16 protein-coding genes are annotated in these 16680 nt (G+C 53.6%); 14 read left to right on the top strand and 2 right to left on the bottom strand.

Going from position 1 to position 16680, the window contains the following annotated elements; genetic code table 11:
- The first annotated feature begins 1 nt into the window (after window position 1).
- From LL947_RS09110 to LL947_RS09055, 12 genes are all read left to right on the top strand, one after another.
- Window positions 2–1723 carry a glycine betaine ABC transporter substrate-binding protein gene (locus tag LL947_RS09110; protein WP_499832990.1) on the top strand — a complete coding sequence of 574 codons (1722 nt, stop codon included), beginning with the start codon at window positions 2–4 and terminating at the stop codon, window positions 1721–1723.
- Window positions 1720–3129 (top strand): YbaY family lipoprotein, encoded by a 1410-nt coding sequence (locus tag LL947_RS09105; protein ID WP_499832989.1) that lies wholly within the window; start codon window positions 1720–1722, stop codon window positions 3127–3129. Before LL947_RS09110 ends, LL947_RS09105 begins: the two co-directional genes overlap by 4 nt.
- A 357-nt stretch (window positions 3130–3486) precedes the next feature.
- Window positions 3487–4362, top strand: coding sequence for a MurR/RpiR family transcriptional regulator (locus tag LL947_RS09100; RefSeq protein ID WP_499832988.1), 876 nt, complete (start codon window positions 3487–3489; stop codon window positions 4360–4362).
- A 65-nt stretch (window positions 4363–4427) separates the two neighbouring features.
- A protein-coding gene (locus LL947_RS09095) for an IS3 family transposase (RefSeq protein ID WP_499832987.1) occupies window positions 4428–5593 on the top strand; the annotation gives its coding sequence in 2 pieces (ribosomal slippage) (window positions 4428–4689 and window positions 4689–5593; 1167 coding nt in all).
- A gap of 363 nt (window positions 5594–5956) precedes the next feature.
- Entirely contained in the window at window positions 5957–6811 is an 855-nt protein-coding gene (locus LL947_RS09090; protein WP_499832986.1) for a transporter substrate-binding domain-containing protein, read from the top strand.
- A gap of 8 nt (window positions 6812–6819) precedes the next feature.
- The gene (locus LL947_RS09085; RefSeq protein WP_499832985.1) at window positions 6820–7497 is read left to right on the top strand and encodes an amino acid ABC transporter permease; all 678 of its coding nucleotides are present in this window, start codon (window positions 6820–6822) and stop codon (window positions 7495–7497) included.
- Window positions 7494–8150, top strand: coding sequence for an amino acid ABC transporter permease (locus LL947_RS09080; RefSeq protein WP_499832984.1), 657 nt, complete (start codon window positions 7494–7496; stop codon window positions 8148–8150). Before LL947_RS09085 ends, LL947_RS09080 begins: the two co-directional genes overlap by 4 nt.
- Window positions 8131–8859 (top strand): amino acid ABC transporter ATP-binding protein, encoded by a 729-nt coding sequence (locus tag LL947_RS09075; protein WP_499832983.1) that lies wholly within the window; start codon window positions 8131–8133, stop codon window positions 8857–8859. The genes LL947_RS09080 and LL947_RS09075 overlap by 20 nt, the downstream gene beginning before the upstream one ends.
- A gap of 197 nt (window positions 8860–9056) precedes the next feature.
- On the top strand, window positions 9057–9458 hold the full coding sequence (locus LL947_RS09070) for a hypothetical protein (RefSeq protein WP_499832982.1): 402 nt from the start codon (window positions 9057–9059) through the stop codon (window positions 9456–9458).
- A 6-nt stretch (window positions 9459–9464) separates the two neighbouring features.
- The gene (ppk2, locus tag LL947_RS09065) at window positions 9465–10070 is read left to right on the top strand and encodes a polyphosphate kinase 2 (RefSeq protein WP_499834403.1); all 606 of its coding nucleotides are present in this window, start codon (window positions 9465–9467) and stop codon (window positions 10068–10070) included.
- Between the two features lie 118 nt (window positions 10071–10188).
- Window positions 10189–10695: a hypothetical protein gene (locus tag LL947_RS09060; RefSeq protein WP_499832981.1), complete on the top strand. Its 507-nt coding sequence runs from the start codon at window positions 10189–10191 to the stop codon at window positions 10693–10695.
- Between the two features lie 279 nt (window positions 10696–10974).
- Entirely contained in the window at window positions 10975–11283 is a 309-nt protein-coding gene (locus LL947_RS09055) for a kynureninase/PvdN C-terminal domain-containing protein (protein ID WP_499832980.1), read from the top strand.
- 257 nt (window positions 11284–11540) lie between these two features.
- Here the strand turns inward: LL947_RS09055 and katG are convergent, their stop codons facing one another.
- Window positions 11541–13715 (bottom strand): catalase/peroxidase HPI, encoded by a 2175-nt coding sequence (gene katG / locus LL947_RS09050; protein WP_290823487.1) that lies wholly within the window; start codon window positions 13713–13715, stop codon window positions 11541–11543.
- 441 nt (window positions 13716–14156) lie between these two features.
- Between katG and LL947_RS09045 the strand changes: the two genes are divergently transcribed.
- Window positions 14157–14993 carry a methyltransferase domain-containing protein gene (locus LL947_RS09045; protein WP_499832979.1) on the top strand — a complete coding sequence of 279 codons (837 nt, stop codon included), beginning with the start codon at window positions 14157–14159 and terminating at the stop codon, window positions 14991–14993.
- A gap of 42 nt (window positions 14994–15035) precedes the next feature.
- On the top strand, window positions 15036–16055 hold the full coding sequence (locus tag LL947_RS09040) for a methyltransferase (protein ID WP_499832978.1): 1020 nt from the start codon (window positions 15036–15038) through the stop codon (window positions 16053–16055).
- Here LL947_RS09040 and greB read toward each other — a convergent pair.
- The gene (greB, locus tag LL947_RS09035; RefSeq protein WP_290823490.1) at window positions 16034–16573 is read right to left on the bottom strand and encodes a transcription elongation factor GreB; all 540 of its coding nucleotides are present in this window, start codon (window positions 16571–16573) and stop codon (window positions 16034–16036) included. The two genes, LL947_RS09040 and greB, sit on opposite strands and share 22 nt — an antisense overlap.
- Window positions 16574–16680 lie beyond the last annotated feature (107 nt).

Below are 16680 nucleotides of genomic sequence, written 5' to 3'. Positions count from 1 at the left end.
CATGGAGGCCCTGAAGCGTGGTGAGGTTGACCTTTACCCAGAATACACCGGTTCCGGGCTGGCTTTGCTAGGACTCGCTCAACCACCTGACGCCGATTCGATGGAGACGCTCCAGTTGCTAAGAGAGCGTTATTCTTCACTCGGACTGGATTGGAGCGAACCGCTTGGCTTTGAGAGCCGGCCTGAACTGGTCATGTTGCGTGAGCGTGCACGTGAATTAGGTATCCAGCGCTACTCGGACCTTGCACAACATGCCGACCGCTTGACACTGGGCGTTGACAGCGACTTCCGTGAGCGCCCTGTGGACGGTCTGGGGCCCTTGTTGAGGCGCAATGGCATGAACGTCGATCAGGTGGTCGAGGTGCCTACCAGTGACCGTGGGCAACTGACTGAACAGTTGATGGATGGAAAGGTGGATATTGTTCAGGTACGTTCGTCAGATCCGCGTATCGCACTGTTTGATCTTAAGCGACTCAGCGATGATCTTGCCTTTTTTTCCCGTCATGATGCGGCCATTGTCTACCGTCAATCGGTTTTGCAGCGCTATCCCGCCTTGGAAGGTATTATTAAAAAACTCGAAGGTGCGATTGGTGAGGCCCAGATTCAGGCGCTGAGCATGCAGGTCGCGCTGCGCGGAGAGGATCCGAGAGAGGTGGTTCGACGCGAGTTGATCCGTCTGGGGTTAATTGATGGAGAACTCGAAGACAGGAACCGCCAAGCCTTGAGCCTTGCTGTTTCTTTATCCGCAAATGCGGAAGGTGAGGCTGGTGCAGTACTGCGCCAGCTAAGACGGTCGTTTCCCACCAGTAATGTCAACCTGATCCGGTCACCTGATCCACTGGGTGCGGTGGCTGATGGAAGTGTGCGCCTTGCCCTGGTGAGTGCGCCGGCCTTTTTCTCTCCCGGCTCCGTGGATCCTGCAACGGGGCAGCCCTCCTTGCGCGAGGGCTTTGAGGCAGTCGCTCTGGTAGGCACGAGTTTTTTGCATACCTTTGCCCTGAATCCCGGCGTGTCTGAACTGTCTGAAGTGACCTCTATTGCGACTGGCCCGGTGGGATCAAGTGGCTACAGAGCCGCAGAATCGGTGATAAATGGGTTGTCGCTCAATGCCGAAATCCGCCCGATAGAGAAAGATTCTCCCACTACACTGGCGGATGCCCTGGTTGAAAGCGGTGCTGATATTGCGATGCTGATGCAACCAATTGGAAACTCCACAGCCCAAATTCTTTTACAGCGTGGCCTTTCGCTAATGGAGGTGGAAAACTGGGTTCAGCGTAATAACCGGATTGTCTACCCGTATTTACAGCCAGCCCGTATTTCACCTGCTGACTACACGCGGTTTTTGGCGGACCCGCAAAGCGGGAGATTGATGAGCGGTTTTACTCAGCCGGTGAATACCCTCGCTACCCAGCTTTTGTTAGCAGGGCCGGCAGGGCCGGACGATGCGCGACTAGCCTCTCAAGGTCCTGGTGCAAGCTTTGTACCTGGTGCGCTTCCCTTAACCAATCAGGCCGTTGAGCGTATCAATTCTGCTATCGGTTCATCAGAAGCGATTTATCCGGTTCTGCCACAGGCGCCTTTTCTGGCGCCACGATTACCTCAGCCACCCCAATCGCTTAACCCGTCTCCAATGGCATCGTTGCTTTCGGTGCTCGCTATTGTCTTGTTGGTCTGGGTGGCTTCCCTCATCGTCATGAAACCCCGAAAGGGAGATATCGTATGAAACTACTCTTGAGTGCCTGGGTTTTTATGCTGTTGGCAGCGTGTAGTGGATTGCCTGTTGGGCAGGAGAAGGCCAAGGTGACTGGCCAGGCCATTTACCTGGAGCGGATAGCGGTTCCGCCCGATGTCAGGCTGGAAGTAGTGCTGGAAGATGTCAGCCGCGCTGATGCGCCGGCGGAAAGGATAGCCAGCGTGACCGTCAGTGATGCTGGTCAGCCGCCATATCCATTTACGATTGAGTACGACCCTGAGCTGATTGATCCGCGTCATACCTACCGGGTAGCAGCACGTCTGTACGATGGCGATAAACTGTTATTCAGAACTGATGAAGTGCATCAGGTCATCACGCGCGGGTTTCCCACTGAAGCAACGCTGAGAATGCGGCGTGTCGTAAATGATTCGACGCCCTCATCAACAGAGGATTTGCCAGCCACCTTCATTGGGAGTTTTCCGGCCACCTATACTGATACGCTCCCCTGTGAGGATTGTCTGCGTATGGACGTCCACTTGAATCTCCTGCCGGGAGGCGCATATATACTGAGCGAAGCCTATCAGGGCAGTGACGCAGAGGCGTCTTTTGACATTGGCCGCTATTTACTTTCATCGGATGGAAGGCAACTGACACTGCATGGTGGGCGAGAAGCGCCCCGCAGGTTTGAGCGGCTAGGCCAAGATGAGCTGCGGATATTCCTGCTCGACAGAAAGGGGCAACACATTGACGCCGGACCAGAGGAGAGTCTTGTACGGCAAGCTGATTTCATGCCACTGGAACCGCAACTCTTGCTAGGCGGGCAGTACCGTTATATGGCGGGTGCAGGTCGGTTTAAGGAATGTCTGACTGGCCTGGAAATGCCGGTGGCATCCGAGGGTGATAATCGCGCCCTTGAAGAGGCGTATCTGGCTGCCCAGAACGAACCCGGAGAAACCATGAAGGTAAGTCTGGAAGGCAGGTTGGTTGAGCGCATGCCGGTTGAAGGAGATGAACCGGTACGTACACTGGTTCCAGAGCGTTTTATCGGAGTATGGCCCGACCAGACATGCCCACCGTTGACACAGCGGGTTGCGTTCCAGAATACCTATTGGCGATTGACCTTACTGGGTTCAGAAGGTGTTCAGCGCGAGGATAATCAGCGCGAACCTCATCTGGTGTTTAATCAGGACGGACGTGTAAGCGGTGCTGATGGCTGTAATAATCTGACTGGCGCCTATACACGTGACGACGCGTCACTGACATTTTCTCAATTGGCGACCACGCGAAAAGCCTGTGTGAAGGGTATGCGGCAGGCACAAACGTTTCTCGACACGCTGGCGACCATCACCTCGTATCAAGTGATAGGCAATCACCTCGAAATGCGTGATGCGTCAGGCCAGTTGCAACTGCGTTTCGAAGGCGTCGCGCTTTTATAGAGTCTTGTTATCAAATGCCATGATTTTTTCCGCTAGATAATAAGGAAATATTCTTATCTACCTTAGCATTAAGTGGCAAAAATACGGGAAGGGTCCTAAATATAAGCGGTATGCCATGCTATCAGTCCTTGTACGAACATGACTTTTGAGCTGACCAAAGATAAACAGGTAAGAAGTTGTCTTTTGATTTTACTTGGGTGTTAGTCTGGTCAAGCTTGACTATCAGACCCGTTGCTGGATTCAATATGAAAGAATTCACAACCTGCTATGTGAGTGAACTGGTTTGCAGGCTTTTCTATACCCAACGCCAACACTTGACGTTAATTCGTCTTTCAAAAATGACCTGGTCAGGATGCTATGACGCCGCATATTGGAGAGCGGATTACCGCCAAGTTTGGGACTCTCAGTGCTCAAGAACAGCGAGTAGCGAGCTTCATACTCGATCACTTTGATGACCTTGCGGTATTCAGCGCGGCGGATCTGGCTCGTTTAACCGGAGTGTCCAAATCGACGGTCAGCCGTCTTTTCAAACGCCTGGGTTTTGATAGCTACCGCACAGTCAAAGACCACGCGCGCCAGCTTCGAAACCTGGGTGTGCCATTAGTCATTGATCCTGATGCCATGCAAGAAGACGCTTTGGGTTCGTTTCAGCGGCATGTGTCACGTGAAAAGGAAAACCTGCAACGTGGCTTTAACAGCATGTCTGCCGATAATCTTGATGACCTCGTGCAACATATTGGTAACGCGCGACAGGTACTGGTGATCGGGTTTCGCAACAGCTACCCACTGGCGTTGCATTTGCGCCAGCAGTTGATACAGGTGCGTTCCGAGGTTCGGCTGATTCCTCAACCCAATCAGTCAATCGCTGAAGAAATAGTGGATCTTGGTGAACAGGATCTGGTTGTACTGTTTGGGTTTCGCCGACGGCCAGCGGCGTTTCCAACGCTGGTAAATGCCCTAGAGCACTCGCCTGCCAAAATAGCCTTGGTGGCCGATCCGACAGCGGTTAACTTTACTGCTCAAGTAAACTGGTTTGTGGATATACCACTGGAAAGCCTCTCTGCATTTGATAGCTACGCAGCGGCCAACAGCCTAATCTGCCTGCTTGCCAACAGCGTGCTGCACTGGCATTTGTCGCAAGGCAGAGAGCGGATTAGCGCAATCAGTGAAATTTATGCCGATCTCAGTGAACTAGAGACCTCTTCAATTGATGTTGATTTGAGCGCTGAGTAGTTCTCTGATCTTGCCCAGTAATAGTAGACACCTCAAGAATGTTATACGCTACGATGAGGTGAACTATGGCAAGATCGACGACATCAATGAAGAAAAAATCTTATACCCGTTATTCAGATGCCTATCGGCAAGAAGCGTTAGCGCTTGCTGATCGCATAGGCGTCGCTGCAGCGGCTCGTGAACTGGGCATACATGCGAGTCAGCTTTATCAGTGGCGTTCTAAAGTTCAGCAACAACAAGATACGTCGGAGCGAGAGCGGTCACTGGCAGAAGAAAACGCTCGCCTGAAGCGACAGTTAGCCGAAGCCAATGAGGAGCTGGCCATCACAAAAAAGGCCGCGGTGTACTTTGCGAAGAGCCTGAAGTGAAGTACGCCTTTATCCATCGTCATCGTCAGGCTTTCAGCGTTCAACGTATGTGCCATGTTGTTGGGATCGCTCGAAGCGGCTACTACGCTTGGCGGCAGCGCGAGGGGGCCTCTTCTCCAAAACGCAGCCAGCAAGCCATTATCGATCAGCGCGTGGCCAAGGCTTATCACCAACGTAAGGGACGCTCAGGCGCGCCGAGATTAACGCTAGACCTGCGAGATGATGGAATGCCAATCAATCGTAAGACGGTGGCTGCCAGCTTACAGCGCCAAGGCTTACGGGCTAAAGCAGCCCGCAAGTTCAAGGCCACCACGAACTCTCGGCATTCGCTGCCAGTGGCGCCAAATCTACTAGAGCAAAACTTCATGGCATCAGCTCCCAATCAAAAGTGGGTGGGTGACATCACATATTTAGCGACGGGCGAGGGCTGGCTTTACCTGGCCGTGCTCATTGATCTTTACTCTCGTAAAGTGGTTGGTTGGGCAATGAGCGAACGTATGACGGCCGACCTCGTTTGTGATGCCCTGCAGATGGCGTTATGGAAACGCAAAATGCCCAAAGGCGTGATTGTCCACTCTGATCGAGGCAGTCAGTACTGTTCCATGCTTTATCAATCACTGCTGATGCGGCATGAGCTCAAGTGCAGCATGAGCGCTAAAGGCAACTGTTATGATAATGCTTGTGCAGAAAGCTTCTTCCACAGTCTTAAGGTGGAAGCAATTCACGGAGAGCAGTTTAAAACACGAGACGTGATGAGAAGACAGGTGTTTGAATACATCGAACTGGACTACAACAAGCAACGGCGGCACAGTGCTATTGGGATGATCAGCCCAGAGGCATTTGAAGCCCGAATGATCGCTTAAACCAGTGTCCACTTTTGCTGGGTAAGATCACTCCATCCAGGCATGGTGCATCTCCCCGTTAAATGGGTTAAACGTGCACCAAAGCATTGCATTCATCTTGTTTCACACATCTGCTAAGCCCTCTTTAAGCTCTGCGCTGGCCGAGTCGTCACTTCCCGTGTCTCTTAAGCTACTGTTATAAAAAAATTTAGCTTCTTGTGGTATCGCGCTTGCTTCTAAGTGATCAAGTGAAACGAAAGTTTCTTTTTTGGAATTTATGAAACAAAGCTTTCATTCGCTCCATTGCTTGCTCATGCCGCCACGGCTGATCACTTAACAACATGCCTTTGCCAGGGGCCAGGTTGTCCTGGTCAGGAGAACACCATGAAATCTATAGCGCAGCGTATTAATCACTCATTTATCCGCCGCTTCAAGAGCGTACAGACCCAGTTGTTAGCGACAGGGCTAAGTGCGGTAGTAGCCCTCGGGACGATGTCGACCTCTCCAAGTGTCCACGCAGATGCTCTGGAAGAGATTGAAGCACGAGACACTATTCGTATTGCTGTACCACAAGACTTTCCGCCTTTCGGTTCAGTCGGTACTGATCTAGAACCTCGCGGCTATGATATTGATATGGCCCAGTACCTTGCCGACGAATTGGGCGTTGAGTTAGAGCTGATCCCAGTTACCAGTGCTAACCGTATACCCTATTTACAGACAGGCCAGGCGGATTTGGTAATCTCAAGTCTGGGAAAGAATCCTGAGCGTGAAGCTGCTATTGATTTTTCTGATGCTTATGCACCGTTTTTCTTGGGCGTTTTTAGCGCCGATGCGGATGAAAGTATCGATAGTCCGGATGGGCTGGCCGATAAAACCATCGGGGTAACACGTGGTGCAGTAGAAGACATGGAGCTTTCTGACATTGCGCCAGACTCGACGACAGTACAGCGCTTTGAAGACAACGCCACCACTATTTCGGCATTTCTTTCCGGGCAGGTCGATTACGTGGCAACTGGTAACGTGGTAGCCGCTGAGATTGCTGAACGTAATAGTGATCGTGCGCCTTCGCTGATATACCAGCTAAAGGATTCACCCTGCTATGTGGGCATGAACAAAGATGAGCCAGCCCTGATGGCCGAAGTTAATCGCCTGATTGAGCAAGCCCTTGAGGATGGCACCCTGAATGAGCTGTCCCAGCGCTGGTTTAATGCTGATTTGCCAGAAAACTTTGGTAGCTGAGGTTCATCATGGGGCCAACACTCGACTTCCTCACTTTGTTGCCCTATGTCAGTGATCTCCTTAAAGGTCTTTCCACCACGGTCATGCTGACCGTGGTGACCACCTTGACAGGGTTAGCACTGGCAGTAGCTGTGGCCTATCTTCGGGTTAATGCGCAGCCTTGGGTGCGATGGGGGTTGGGCAGCTACGTCGAAGTGACCCGCAACACGCCTTTTATTGTGCAGCTTTTCTTTATTTTTTTCGGGTTGCCAGGGCTTGGTATCAAGATTGATGCGCTTACCGCGGCATTTATTGCCATGACCTTGAACCTGGCCGCCTATAGCGCGGAAATTCTGCGTGCCGGTATCAATGCAACGGCCAAAGGACAGTTGGAAGCAGGACGCGCATTGGGCATGACGACGCTCCAAAATTATCGCCATGTGGTACTGGTACCTGCATTTGCTCGGGTTTATCCGGCGCTAATCAGTCAGTCGATTATCGTGATGCTGGGTTCAGCGGTGGTATCGCAGATTTCGGTATTTGACCTGACCTACGCGGCTAACTTTATCCAGTCGCGCAACTTCCGCAGTTTTGAAGTTTATCTGTTGATTACCCTGCTGTATTTGCTGCTCGCCTTTGGCATGCGGCGCAGCTTTATGTTGATAGGTAAGCGGATATTTGCCTATCAGCAAGGAGAGCAACGATGATTGATTTCAGCTTCTGGGATATCTTGCGCAACCTTTTATTGGCAGCACGCTGGACGGTAGCGCTCTCATTGATTGCCTTTGCCGGCGGGGCAGTGGTAGGGCTTGCGTTGACCTTCATGCGTCTCTCCAGCAACCATTGGCTGCAGCGTTTAACCTCGCTCTATGTTGATCTTTTCCAAGGAACACCACTGTTGATGCAGCTGTTTTTGATTTTCTTTGGTGCTGCTGCCATGGGATATCCGATTTCTGCTTGGCTGGCTGCTTCTATCGCCCTCACGCTGTTTACCAGCGCGTTTCTTTGCGATATCTGGCGTGGTTGCCTGGAGGCGGTTGCCAAAGGACAGTGGCATGCGGCTCGGGTGTTGGGGATGAACTACTTTCAGTCCATGCGTCATGTGATTTTGCCTCAGGCACTGCGCCTCTCGATTCCACCCACGGTAGGTTTTTCGGTACAGGTCATCAAAGGCACTGCACTGGCCTCGATCATTGGCTTTGTCGAGCTGACCAAGGCAGGCACCATGCTAAATAATGCCACCTTTGAACCTTTCACCATCTTTGCCCTTGTGGCACTGCTTTATTTTGGGCTGTGTTACCCCCTTTCCTGCTACGCGCGCTATCTGGAGAAGAAGCTCTATGACGCTGGTCTACGTTGATAACTTGCATAAAGCCTTTGGCAAGCTGGAAGTGCTTAAAGGTATCAGCCTTTCGGTCGCGCAAGGCGAAGTGTTGGCGATTATTGGTCGCAGCGGTTCGGGTAAAAGCACCTTGCTGCGCTGCCTGAATCAGCTGGAAATACACGATAGTGGCCAGATTACCATTGCTGACAAGCAGCTTGATGCTGCATCAATGTCGCCTAGAGAACTCAGTGAAAATGTTGGCATGGTATTTCAAAGCTTTAACCTTTTCCCGCATAAATCGGTGGGGGAAAACGTGTGCCTGGCCCCCATTGTCGTACGTGGTGAGGAGAAAGCTGAGGTTGAGAAAATTGCCCGTGAGGTGCTGGAAAAAGTAGGTTTATCTGATAAATACGATGTATACCCTGCTCAGCTTTCCGGAGGGCAACAGCAGCGGGTTGCCATTGCCAGGGCATTGGCGATGCGTCCTAAAGTGATGCTCTGTGATGAGGTGACATCAGCACTTGATCCAGAGTTGGTGGGGGAGGTGCTGCGTGTACTTGAGGCATTGGCAGCAGAAGGAATGACACTGATTCTGGTCACCCATGAAATGAGCTTTGCCCGAGACGTTGCTGATCGTGTGGTATTCATGCATCAAGGCCGCATTCACGAAGAAGGTGCCCCCAGTGAATTGTTTCGTAACCCTCAAACGCCTGAATTGCAGCAATTTATTTCGGCGGTACTCTAACAGATGACAGGCTGGGGAATGCAAGAATACTGGTCAGTGTAACGACTGGGCTTGAGTTTTCAGCCAGGTTCGTTCGATTTCTTGGTTGCCACACCTTAATGCGACTTGATACATATCAACCTTGCCATGTGAGTGGCGGGGTATGATGTGAGCAAGGGGTTGATTCGCGTTGAACGATCCGACGACAAGGAAGCGCTATGACACTTGCCAACAAGACCAAAGACACAACACAAAACGCAGCTGCGAAGGCGGCGTTAGTGGACGAATTCAGCGTTATGCAGAAGACGCGTGGTGCCCAGGAAGCCCAGGCGGCGGCGATTGCCGATATTCTGGGGCTGAAAGGCCCTTTGCCTGAGCCGCATGAAGAAACTCTAAAGGCCGTGGCGGATATTATCGATGGTGCCTCGCTGGATGATGTTGCGGAACTGAAGAAAGCCCTGATCAACTGGAAGCAGTTTGAAAAAGGCCGTGTTGTTTCCAAGGATGAGGCGCTGGTTGAAGACTGGCGAACGGCGGCTTACCCCTACAAGAATCGCCTGACCCGTAAATCCTATGAAAAACAGAAGTATTATCTGCAAGTTGAGTTGCTGAAGCTGTAGGCCTGGATCAGAAGTACCGGTCAGCGAGTTGTCATTATGTTTGAAGGACGTGATGCGGCAGGCAAGGGCGGTACTATCAAGCGCTTTATGGAACACCTGAACCCGCGCGGCTCTCGGGTCGTGGCGCTTGAGAAGCCGACGGAAACCGAACAGGGTCAGTGGTATTTCCAGCGTTATATCAAGCACCTGCCCACCCAGGGTGAACTGGTGCTATTTGACCGTTCCTGGTACAACCGGGCGGGCGTTGAGCGGGTCATGGGATTTTGTTCTGAGCAGCAGTATCAGGATTTCTTGCGTCAGGCACCGGAGCTTGAGCGTAACCTGGTGGGCAGCGGCCTGCACCTGATCAAGTTCTGGTTTTCGGTCAGCCGTGAAGAGCAGCTGCGCCGTTTCAAGGAGCGTGAACTGCATCCGCTCAAGCGCTGGAAACTCAGCCCAATTGATCTGGCGTCGTTGGAAAAGTGGGAAGATTACACCGTTGCCAAGGAAGCCATGTTCTTTCACACGGATAATTCCGAGTGCCCCTGGGTGGTGATCAAGTCAGACTGCAAAAAGCGCGCCCGCCTGAACGCCATGCGTTACGTGCTCAATGCGTTTGACTATGAAGGCTAGGACATCAATAACATCGGTGCCGCTGACCCCTTGATCGCCGGGCGCGCCGAGTTTTCGCACTCCTGATGATGAGGTGCTTTTGACAACAGGCTTTAAGTCACCGATACAACGATAGGGAATGGCCATATCGATCAGCCTTGATGATGTTCGCGCAATGGATCGCCAGGAACCATTGACTGGGTTCAAGGCGCAGTTTTCACTACCCGCAAACACCCTCTATCCCGATGGTAATTCCCTGGGCGCGCAGCCGCTCAAGGCGTGCCAGTATGTGGCAAAGATAATGGATCAATGGCGCGATGAGTTGATCAAGGGGTGGAACCAGGGCTGGTTTGATGCGCCTGAACGCCTGGGGAAAAAGCTGGCGCCGCTGATAGGTGCCCAGAGCCATGAGGTGCTGGTCACCGATAGGATTACCCTTAATCTGTATAAACTGTTGGGCTATGCCAGCCAGGCCCAGAGTAGGGCGCGTCGGCTTATTTTAAGCGAGGGGCGTAACTTCCCGGCTGATGGTTATATTACCGAGGGTTTCTGCCATTTTGCCGGTTCTGAACATCGCGTTTTGCCACCAGAGGCTGAACTAGCGGATTATCTCAACGACGCAGTGTCCATTGTGGCGCTTAACTAGGTCTAGCGGCTGGCTGCGTGATATGGCGTCGACCACAGCGCTTATCCATCAGCATGGGGCCGAGGTTATCTGTGATCTGGCCCCATCCCGCCGAAGCCTTGCCTGTGGTGCTTAACCAATGCGGCGTTCGCTTTGCGGTGGGTTGTACCAATAGATATCTTAATGGCGGGCCGGGGGCGCCCGCCTTTGTGTATGTGGCTGAAGACGCTAAGAACCAGAGCTGGCAGCCGCAGGCCGGTTGGCACGGTCATGCCGCGCCCTTTGCGTTTGAAGGAGATTATGCGCCTGCCACCGGATTACCCCCGCACCGGTACGCATTCGGCGCTGGTGTATGCCGCTATTGAGGCATCGCAGGATATCTGGCAAGACGTGGATATGCAGGCGCTGCTTGATAAAAGCCTGGCTATCACAGAGCTATTTCGGCACTTGTTGGAATATGCGCTGCATACCTATGGTATTGACGACGTTATGCTCTTGAAGGCTAAGCGCGGCAGCCAGGTAGCGCTTATGTATCCTGACAATGGCTACGCGGTGGTCCAGGCATTGATCGCCCGAGGTGCGATAGGTGACTACCGTGAACTGGCCTGATGCGGTTTGGTTTTACGCCCCTGTGCCTGGGCTGTGAAGATGTGTGGCAGGCAGCGAGGTATTTTCGTGAGGTCCTCGCAATCGGGGAGTATCGCAAGGAGCGTTTTCAGGACTGTTCCGCGGTGATCTGAATCATGGTTATTTATCTGGCCGTGGCATAAAACAGCCACACAGGCATAAAAAAACGCTCGGGTGATTAGCCCGAGCGTTTCTGGATCAGGGCCGAATAAATCCGGCCCTGTTGTGCGGCGAGTGCATTACGCTTGCTTGAATTTTTCCAGGTCGAAGCGGTCAGCGTTCATCACCTTGGTCCAGGCGGCAACGAAGTCCTTGACGAACTTCTCCTGATTGTCGTCCTGTGCATAGACTTCTGCGTAGGAGCGCAGAACCGAATTGGTTCCGAATACCAGGTCCACGCGAGAGGCTGTCCACTTGACGCTATCGGTCTTGCGGTCGCGAATCTCGTAGTGGTTGTTGCTGACCGGTACCCAACGGTTGCCCATGTCGGTCAGGTTGACGAAGAAGTCATTGGTCAACTGCCCAGGACGGTCGGTAAAGACACCATCCTGACTGCCGCCATAGTTGCTGTCGAGGGCGCGCATGCCGCCCATCAGCACGGTCATTTCCGGTGCTGTCAGGCCTTGCAGCTGTGCCCGGTCAAGCAGCATCTCCTCGGGTTTGACAATGTAATCCTTCTTTTGCCAATTGCGGAAGCCATCACACAGCGGCTCCAGCGGCGCGAAGGAATCGGCATCCGTCATTTCGTCGGTTGCGTCGCCACGACCCGGGGTGAAGGGCACGAGGACATCATACCCCGCCGCCTTGGCTGCATGCTCGATACCGACGCTGCCGCCGAGCACGATCACGTCAGCAATGCTGGCGCCGCTTTCAGCAGAGATCTTCTCGTAGACGCCCAACACCTTGGCAAGACGCGCCGGCTCGTTACCTTCCCAGTCTTTCTGCGGGGCGAGACGAATGCGCGCGCCGTTGGCGCCTCCGCGCATGTCAGAACCACGGAAGGTGCGAGCGCTATCCCAGGCGGTGCTGACCATTTCATTAATGCTCAGGCCACTGTCAGCGATCATCTGCTTGACAGCTTCGACGTTGTAATCGGTGCTGCCAGCCGGCACGGGATCCTGCCAGATAAGATCTTCCTGAGGTGCATCCGGACCGATGTACCGGTCTTTTGGACCCATATCACGGTGGGTCAGCTTGAACCAGGCACGGGCAAACACATCGGAGAAGTAGGCCGGATCTTTGTAGAAACGCTCGGAGATCTTGCGGTACTCCGGGTCCATCTTCATTGCCATGTCCGCATCGGTCATGATGGGGTTGAGGCGAATGGACGGGTCTTCTACATCAACGGGCTTGTCTTCTTCCTTGATGTCAATCGGTTCCCACTGCCAGGCACCGGCCGGGCTTTTCTTGAGCTCCCACTCATAGTTGAGCAGCAAGTGGAAGTAGCCGTTATCCCACTGGGTAGGATTAGTGGTCCAGGCACCCTCAATACCGCTGGTGACGGTATCTCGGCCGACGCCACGGGTTACCTGGTTGTTCCAGCCGAGCCCCTGTTCGTGTACGTCTGCGGCTTCCGGTTCTGGGCCGAGATTGGCCGCATCGCCATTACCGTGGCATTTGCCCACGGTGTGGCCGCCCGCGGTCAGCGCAGCGGTTTCCTCGTCGTTCATCGCCATACGGGCGAAGGTAACGCGTACCTGCTCGGCTGTCTTGAGTGGGTCCGGGTTGCCGTTAACACCTTCGGGGTTAACGTAGATCAGGCCCATCTGCACAGCGGCCAGCGGATTTTCCATGGTCTCTGGCTGATCAACGTCTGCATAACGCTCATCAGACGGGGCCAGCCATTCTTTCTCAGCGCCCCAATAAATGTCCTTCTCGGGATGCCAGATATCTTCACGGCCGAAGGAGAACCCGTAGGCCGGCAGACCCATGGATTCATAGGCGGCTGTACCTGCCAGAATAAAGAGATCCGCCCAGCTGACCTTGTTACCGTACTTCTTTTTGATCGGCCACAGCAGGCGACGCGCCTTGTCCAGATTGGTGTTATCCGGCCAGCTGTTGAGCGGGGCAAAACGCTGGCTACCGGCACCACCGCCACCACGACCATCAGCGATACGGTAAGTACCTGCGGCGTGCCAGGCCAGACGAATCATCAGGCCGCCATAATGACCCCAATCGGCCGGCCACCAGTCCTGACTATCGGTCATCAGGGCATGCATATCTTTCTTGATGGCCTCAAAGTCAAGTTTCTTGACTTCTTCACGGTAGTCATAGTCTTCGCCCATCGGGTTGGACTTGCTATCGTGCTGGTGAAGAATGTCCAGATTCAGCGCTTCTGGCCACCATTCCTTGGATGCATCAGCGTTTGTGTTGCCGCCGTGCATGACGGGGCATTTACCTGCGTTGTCGCTCATTCGTAGCCTCCACTCTGTGTATTGCTATAGATAACGTCTGTTATCTTTCCCTGTAATAAAGGGATCATCATTGTATTCACCATCGCGCCTCAGGCGTAAGGGTGATGTTAAGCGAATTCTGATGACAATTTCATGCACTGAGCTGACTCAGCCAAGCTTACGTCGTCAATTCGGTATTAACTATATTCTTTTTTTGATGTACATTTTATAAAGCATGCTCCCTATAGTTTCAATTTGCAAATAAGCACTGTTCTGATAGTTTTTGCCTATGCTTGCCAGTGCGTTGCCTGAACGGGCCTTCCCCTCTGTCCGCGTCAACAGACCCGAATGCGTGATCAGCGAACTGCCTGGCTGTGTAGGTGTAGGCCAGTGTGTTAAGCATTAAATTATCTTATCAAACCGCGTAGAATAAACGCTTTTACATGCCTACTGGGTGTCTGTGTGAAGCCTTCTGCAAACGCGCTTGAACTGTCATCCGACGGTGACCGTTACTTTGATGGTCTGGCCGACAAGTTTTCCCGATCACTTTATAATGCCCCGCGTGGGGAGCTACGCCTGGCGCTTCTGGATGCCTTGCTGCCTGATATGTTGGCGTCTTTGCAGGCAGATGCCCCTCAGCGTCTTGCGAGCACCTCCACCGTTCTGGATGTAGGCGGTGGACTTGGCCAGCAGGCACTATGGTTTGCGCAACGTGGTTTTCAGGTCAATCTGACGGAGCCTTCCAGCGATATGCTGAAGCACGCTGAAAAGGCGCTGCAATCCAGACCTGAACTGGCTGAACGTGTGCGCTGCTATCCGCTGGCGCTACAACACTTGTCTGATGCATTGCCAGGTCCCTGGCGGCTGATTGTATGCCATGCGGTGCTGGAATGGTTGGGTAATCCCCGTCAGGGGCTGAGACAACTAAGCGAGCTGCTGGCGCCGGGTGGAGAGCTCAGTTTGATGGTTTTCAACCGAGATGCACTACGTTTTTCCAACGTGCTCAAAGGCAATCTGCAAAAAGCCCAGGAGGATCGATTGGAGGGTTTGGGCCTAGGCCAGCGGTTGACACCGATCTCTCCGTTGACTCACGCCCAGATAGAGGCGTGGAGCCAGGAACACGGGCTGAAAATCCAGCAGGTCGCCGGCATTCGTATTTTTCAGGACTACCTGCGCCAGCCCCCTCAGGGGGTTGGCGAACTGGAACGCTTAATAGCGCTGGAAAAACAGTTTTGTCGCAGAGAACCTCATTGGCGCCTGGGGCGCTACCTGCTCTATACCTTGGTCAAGGCGAGCTGAACGCACGCTATACTCAATGATCACCCGCACAGAGAAAACACCATGAAGGCACGGACACCCGCCTGCCAGTTACTGCAACGTTTCCACCCATCGTCTGGCGCCAACGCGCCTGCGGTTGCCGTCGCACCCCCCGTGGATGACTGGCTGGCGGATCAGGTGGAAGGCGTGGCAAGCGCCGATCACAGTATTCTGCAAGCCTACCGGCAGCGCGGGATTAGTGCGTTTTCGCCCATGGACGATGGCGATATGACATTGCCTTCAGGTTGGGTACTGTTCTGGCCAAAAACCCATCAGCTGGGTATCTGGTGGTTAACCTGGCTGTGTGAGCAGTTGCCGCCGGGTACGCCGCTGGAGATCGTCGGGGAACATAACGGTGGGATCAAGCGCGTGCCCAAGGTGCTGGAGGCGTTAGGTCTGCGATGTGACAAGCTGGATAACGCGCGGCGTTGTTCCCTGTTTGCCACCCAGACTCAGGCCTTGCCCACTGCCAGCGCTGCTGCGTGGCAAGCCTTTAACCTGCGCGGTATGCAGCTGCATAGCCACCCTGGGGTCTTTGGCCATGGCAAGCTGGATGAAGGCACCGCGCTTTTGCTGGATACGCTGGAACGCGCGCTGCAGGAAAACAAATTGCCCGGCACGCTGCGAAGATGCCTGGATATCGGTTGCGGTGATGGCATTATCAGCACCTGGCTGGCTCAGCGCAGCCAGGACGTGTCCGCCGTCGATATCAATGCATTCGCCGTAGAAGCCTGTCGTCGAACACTGGCCGCGAACCAGTTGACGGCCCGCGTACTGGCCAGTGATGTGTATTCAGCTTTGGGCGATGAACAGTTTGATCTGATTGTCAGTAACCCGCCGTTCCATCAGGAGCGGGATATTCATTACGGGGCAGCTGGTCAACTGATACGTGAGGCCCCAGCGCACCTGGCCCGAGGAGGGCAGCTGATTCTGGTGGCCAATGCCTTCTTACCCTATGCAGATCACCTGGAAGCCACCTTTGGCAGTTTTGAAGTTCTTGCAGACAACCGCCGCTTTAAAGTTTATCGAGCAGGTGTACGGTAATGAATAGAGGTAATCAGGTAGGTGGTTTCTCCACCGGGTGTCTTGACACTGACCTCATCATCCAGCTCTTTACCCAGTAATGCTTTGGCCAAGGGGGCGTCAACGCTGATCCAGCGCTGTTGGGTGTCTATTTCATCATGACCGACGATGCGTATGGCGATTTCCTTGCCATCCTCGTCTTCCAGCTCCACAAATGCACCGAAGAATACCTTGTCAGTGTTGGCCGGCAAGCGATCAACCACCTGAAGTTCGTCAAGGCGCTTGGTCAGATAGCCAATCCGCGCAATCACCCGGTTCAGCTCTTTTTTGTTATAGGTGTAATCAGCGTTTTCCGAACGGTCGCCCAGAGCGGCCGCTTCGCCGACCTTGGCAGATAGTGCCGGACGCTTGACGCGCACAAGATGATCCAGGATGCCGCGCAGCCGTTGAGCACCTGCCGGCGTGATGAGGTTGCTTTTCGGCGCCTGGCGCGGGTCTTTTGCCGGGTCGCGCCAGCGGGTCATATTCCTGCCTTTCATCGGATGCGCTGCTCCATGTTGCGATGTTGTGGCTTATCTCGATAGGGGGTCTTCCAGCATACGCTACTCACTGCGTTAAATCCCTAACCGCCAGGCAATTACGGGGA

Source organism: Halomonas sp. BLK-85, from assembly GCF_044792155.1.
Classification (GTDB): domain Bacteria; phylum Pseudomonadota; class Gammaproteobacteria; order Pseudomonadales; family Halomonadaceae; genus Vreelandella.
Note: the sequence above shows the minus strand (reverse complement) of the source record. Positions and strands in the feature narration are given on the sequence as shown.

Bases quoted from the DNA above. Each gene is read 5' to 3' on its own strand.
- LL947_RS09055 (WP_499832980.1), top strand. From the start codon at position 10,975: ATGCGCCTGCCACCGGATTACCCCCGCACCGGTACGCATTCGGCGCTG.
- LL947_RS09060 (WP_499832981.1), top strand. From the start codon at position 10,189: ATGGCCATATCGATCAGCCTTGATGATGTTCGCGCAATGGATCGCCAG.
- LL947_RS09070 (WP_499832982.1), top strand. From the start codon at position 9,057: ATGACACTTGCCAACAAGACCAAAGACACAACACAAAACGCAGCTGCG.
- LL947_RS09075 (WP_499832983.1), top strand. From the start codon at position 8,131: ATGACGCTGGTCTACGTTGATAACTTGCATAAAGCCTTTGGCAAGCTG.
- katG (WP_290823487.1), bottom strand. From the start codon at position 13,715: ATGAGCGACAACGCAGGTAAATGCCCCGTCATGCACGGCGGCAACACA.
- LL947_RS09105 (WP_499832989.1), top strand. From the start codon at position 1,720: ATGAAACTACTCTTGAGTGCCTGGGTTTTTATGCTGTTGGCAGCGTGT.
- LL947_RS09090 (WP_499832986.1), top strand. From the start codon at position 5,957: ATGAAATCTATAGCGCAGCGTATTAATCACTCATTTATCCGCCGCTTC.
- LL947_RS09080 (WP_499832984.1), top strand. From the start codon at position 7,494: ATGATTGATTTCAGCTTCTGGGATATCTTGCGCAACCTTTTATTGGCA.
- LL947_RS09100 (WP_499832988.1), top strand. From the start codon at position 3,487: ATGACGCCGCATATTGGAGAGCGGATTACCGCCAAGTTTGGGACTCTC.
- LL947_RS09110 (WP_499832990.1), top strand. From the start codon at position 2: ATGGAGGCCCTGAAGCGTGGTGAGGTTGACCTTTACCCAGAATACACC.
- greB (WP_290823490.1), bottom strand. From the start codon at position 16,573: ATGAAAGGCAGGAATATGACCCGCTGGCGCGACCCGGCAAAAGACCCG.
- LL947_RS09040 (WP_499832978.1), top strand. From the start codon at position 15,036: ATGAAGGCACGGACACCCGCCTGCCAGTTACTGCAACGTTTCCACCCA.
- LL947_RS09085 (WP_499832985.1), top strand. From the start codon at position 6,820: ATGGGGCCAACACTCGACTTCCTCACTTTGTTGCCCTATGTCAGTGAT.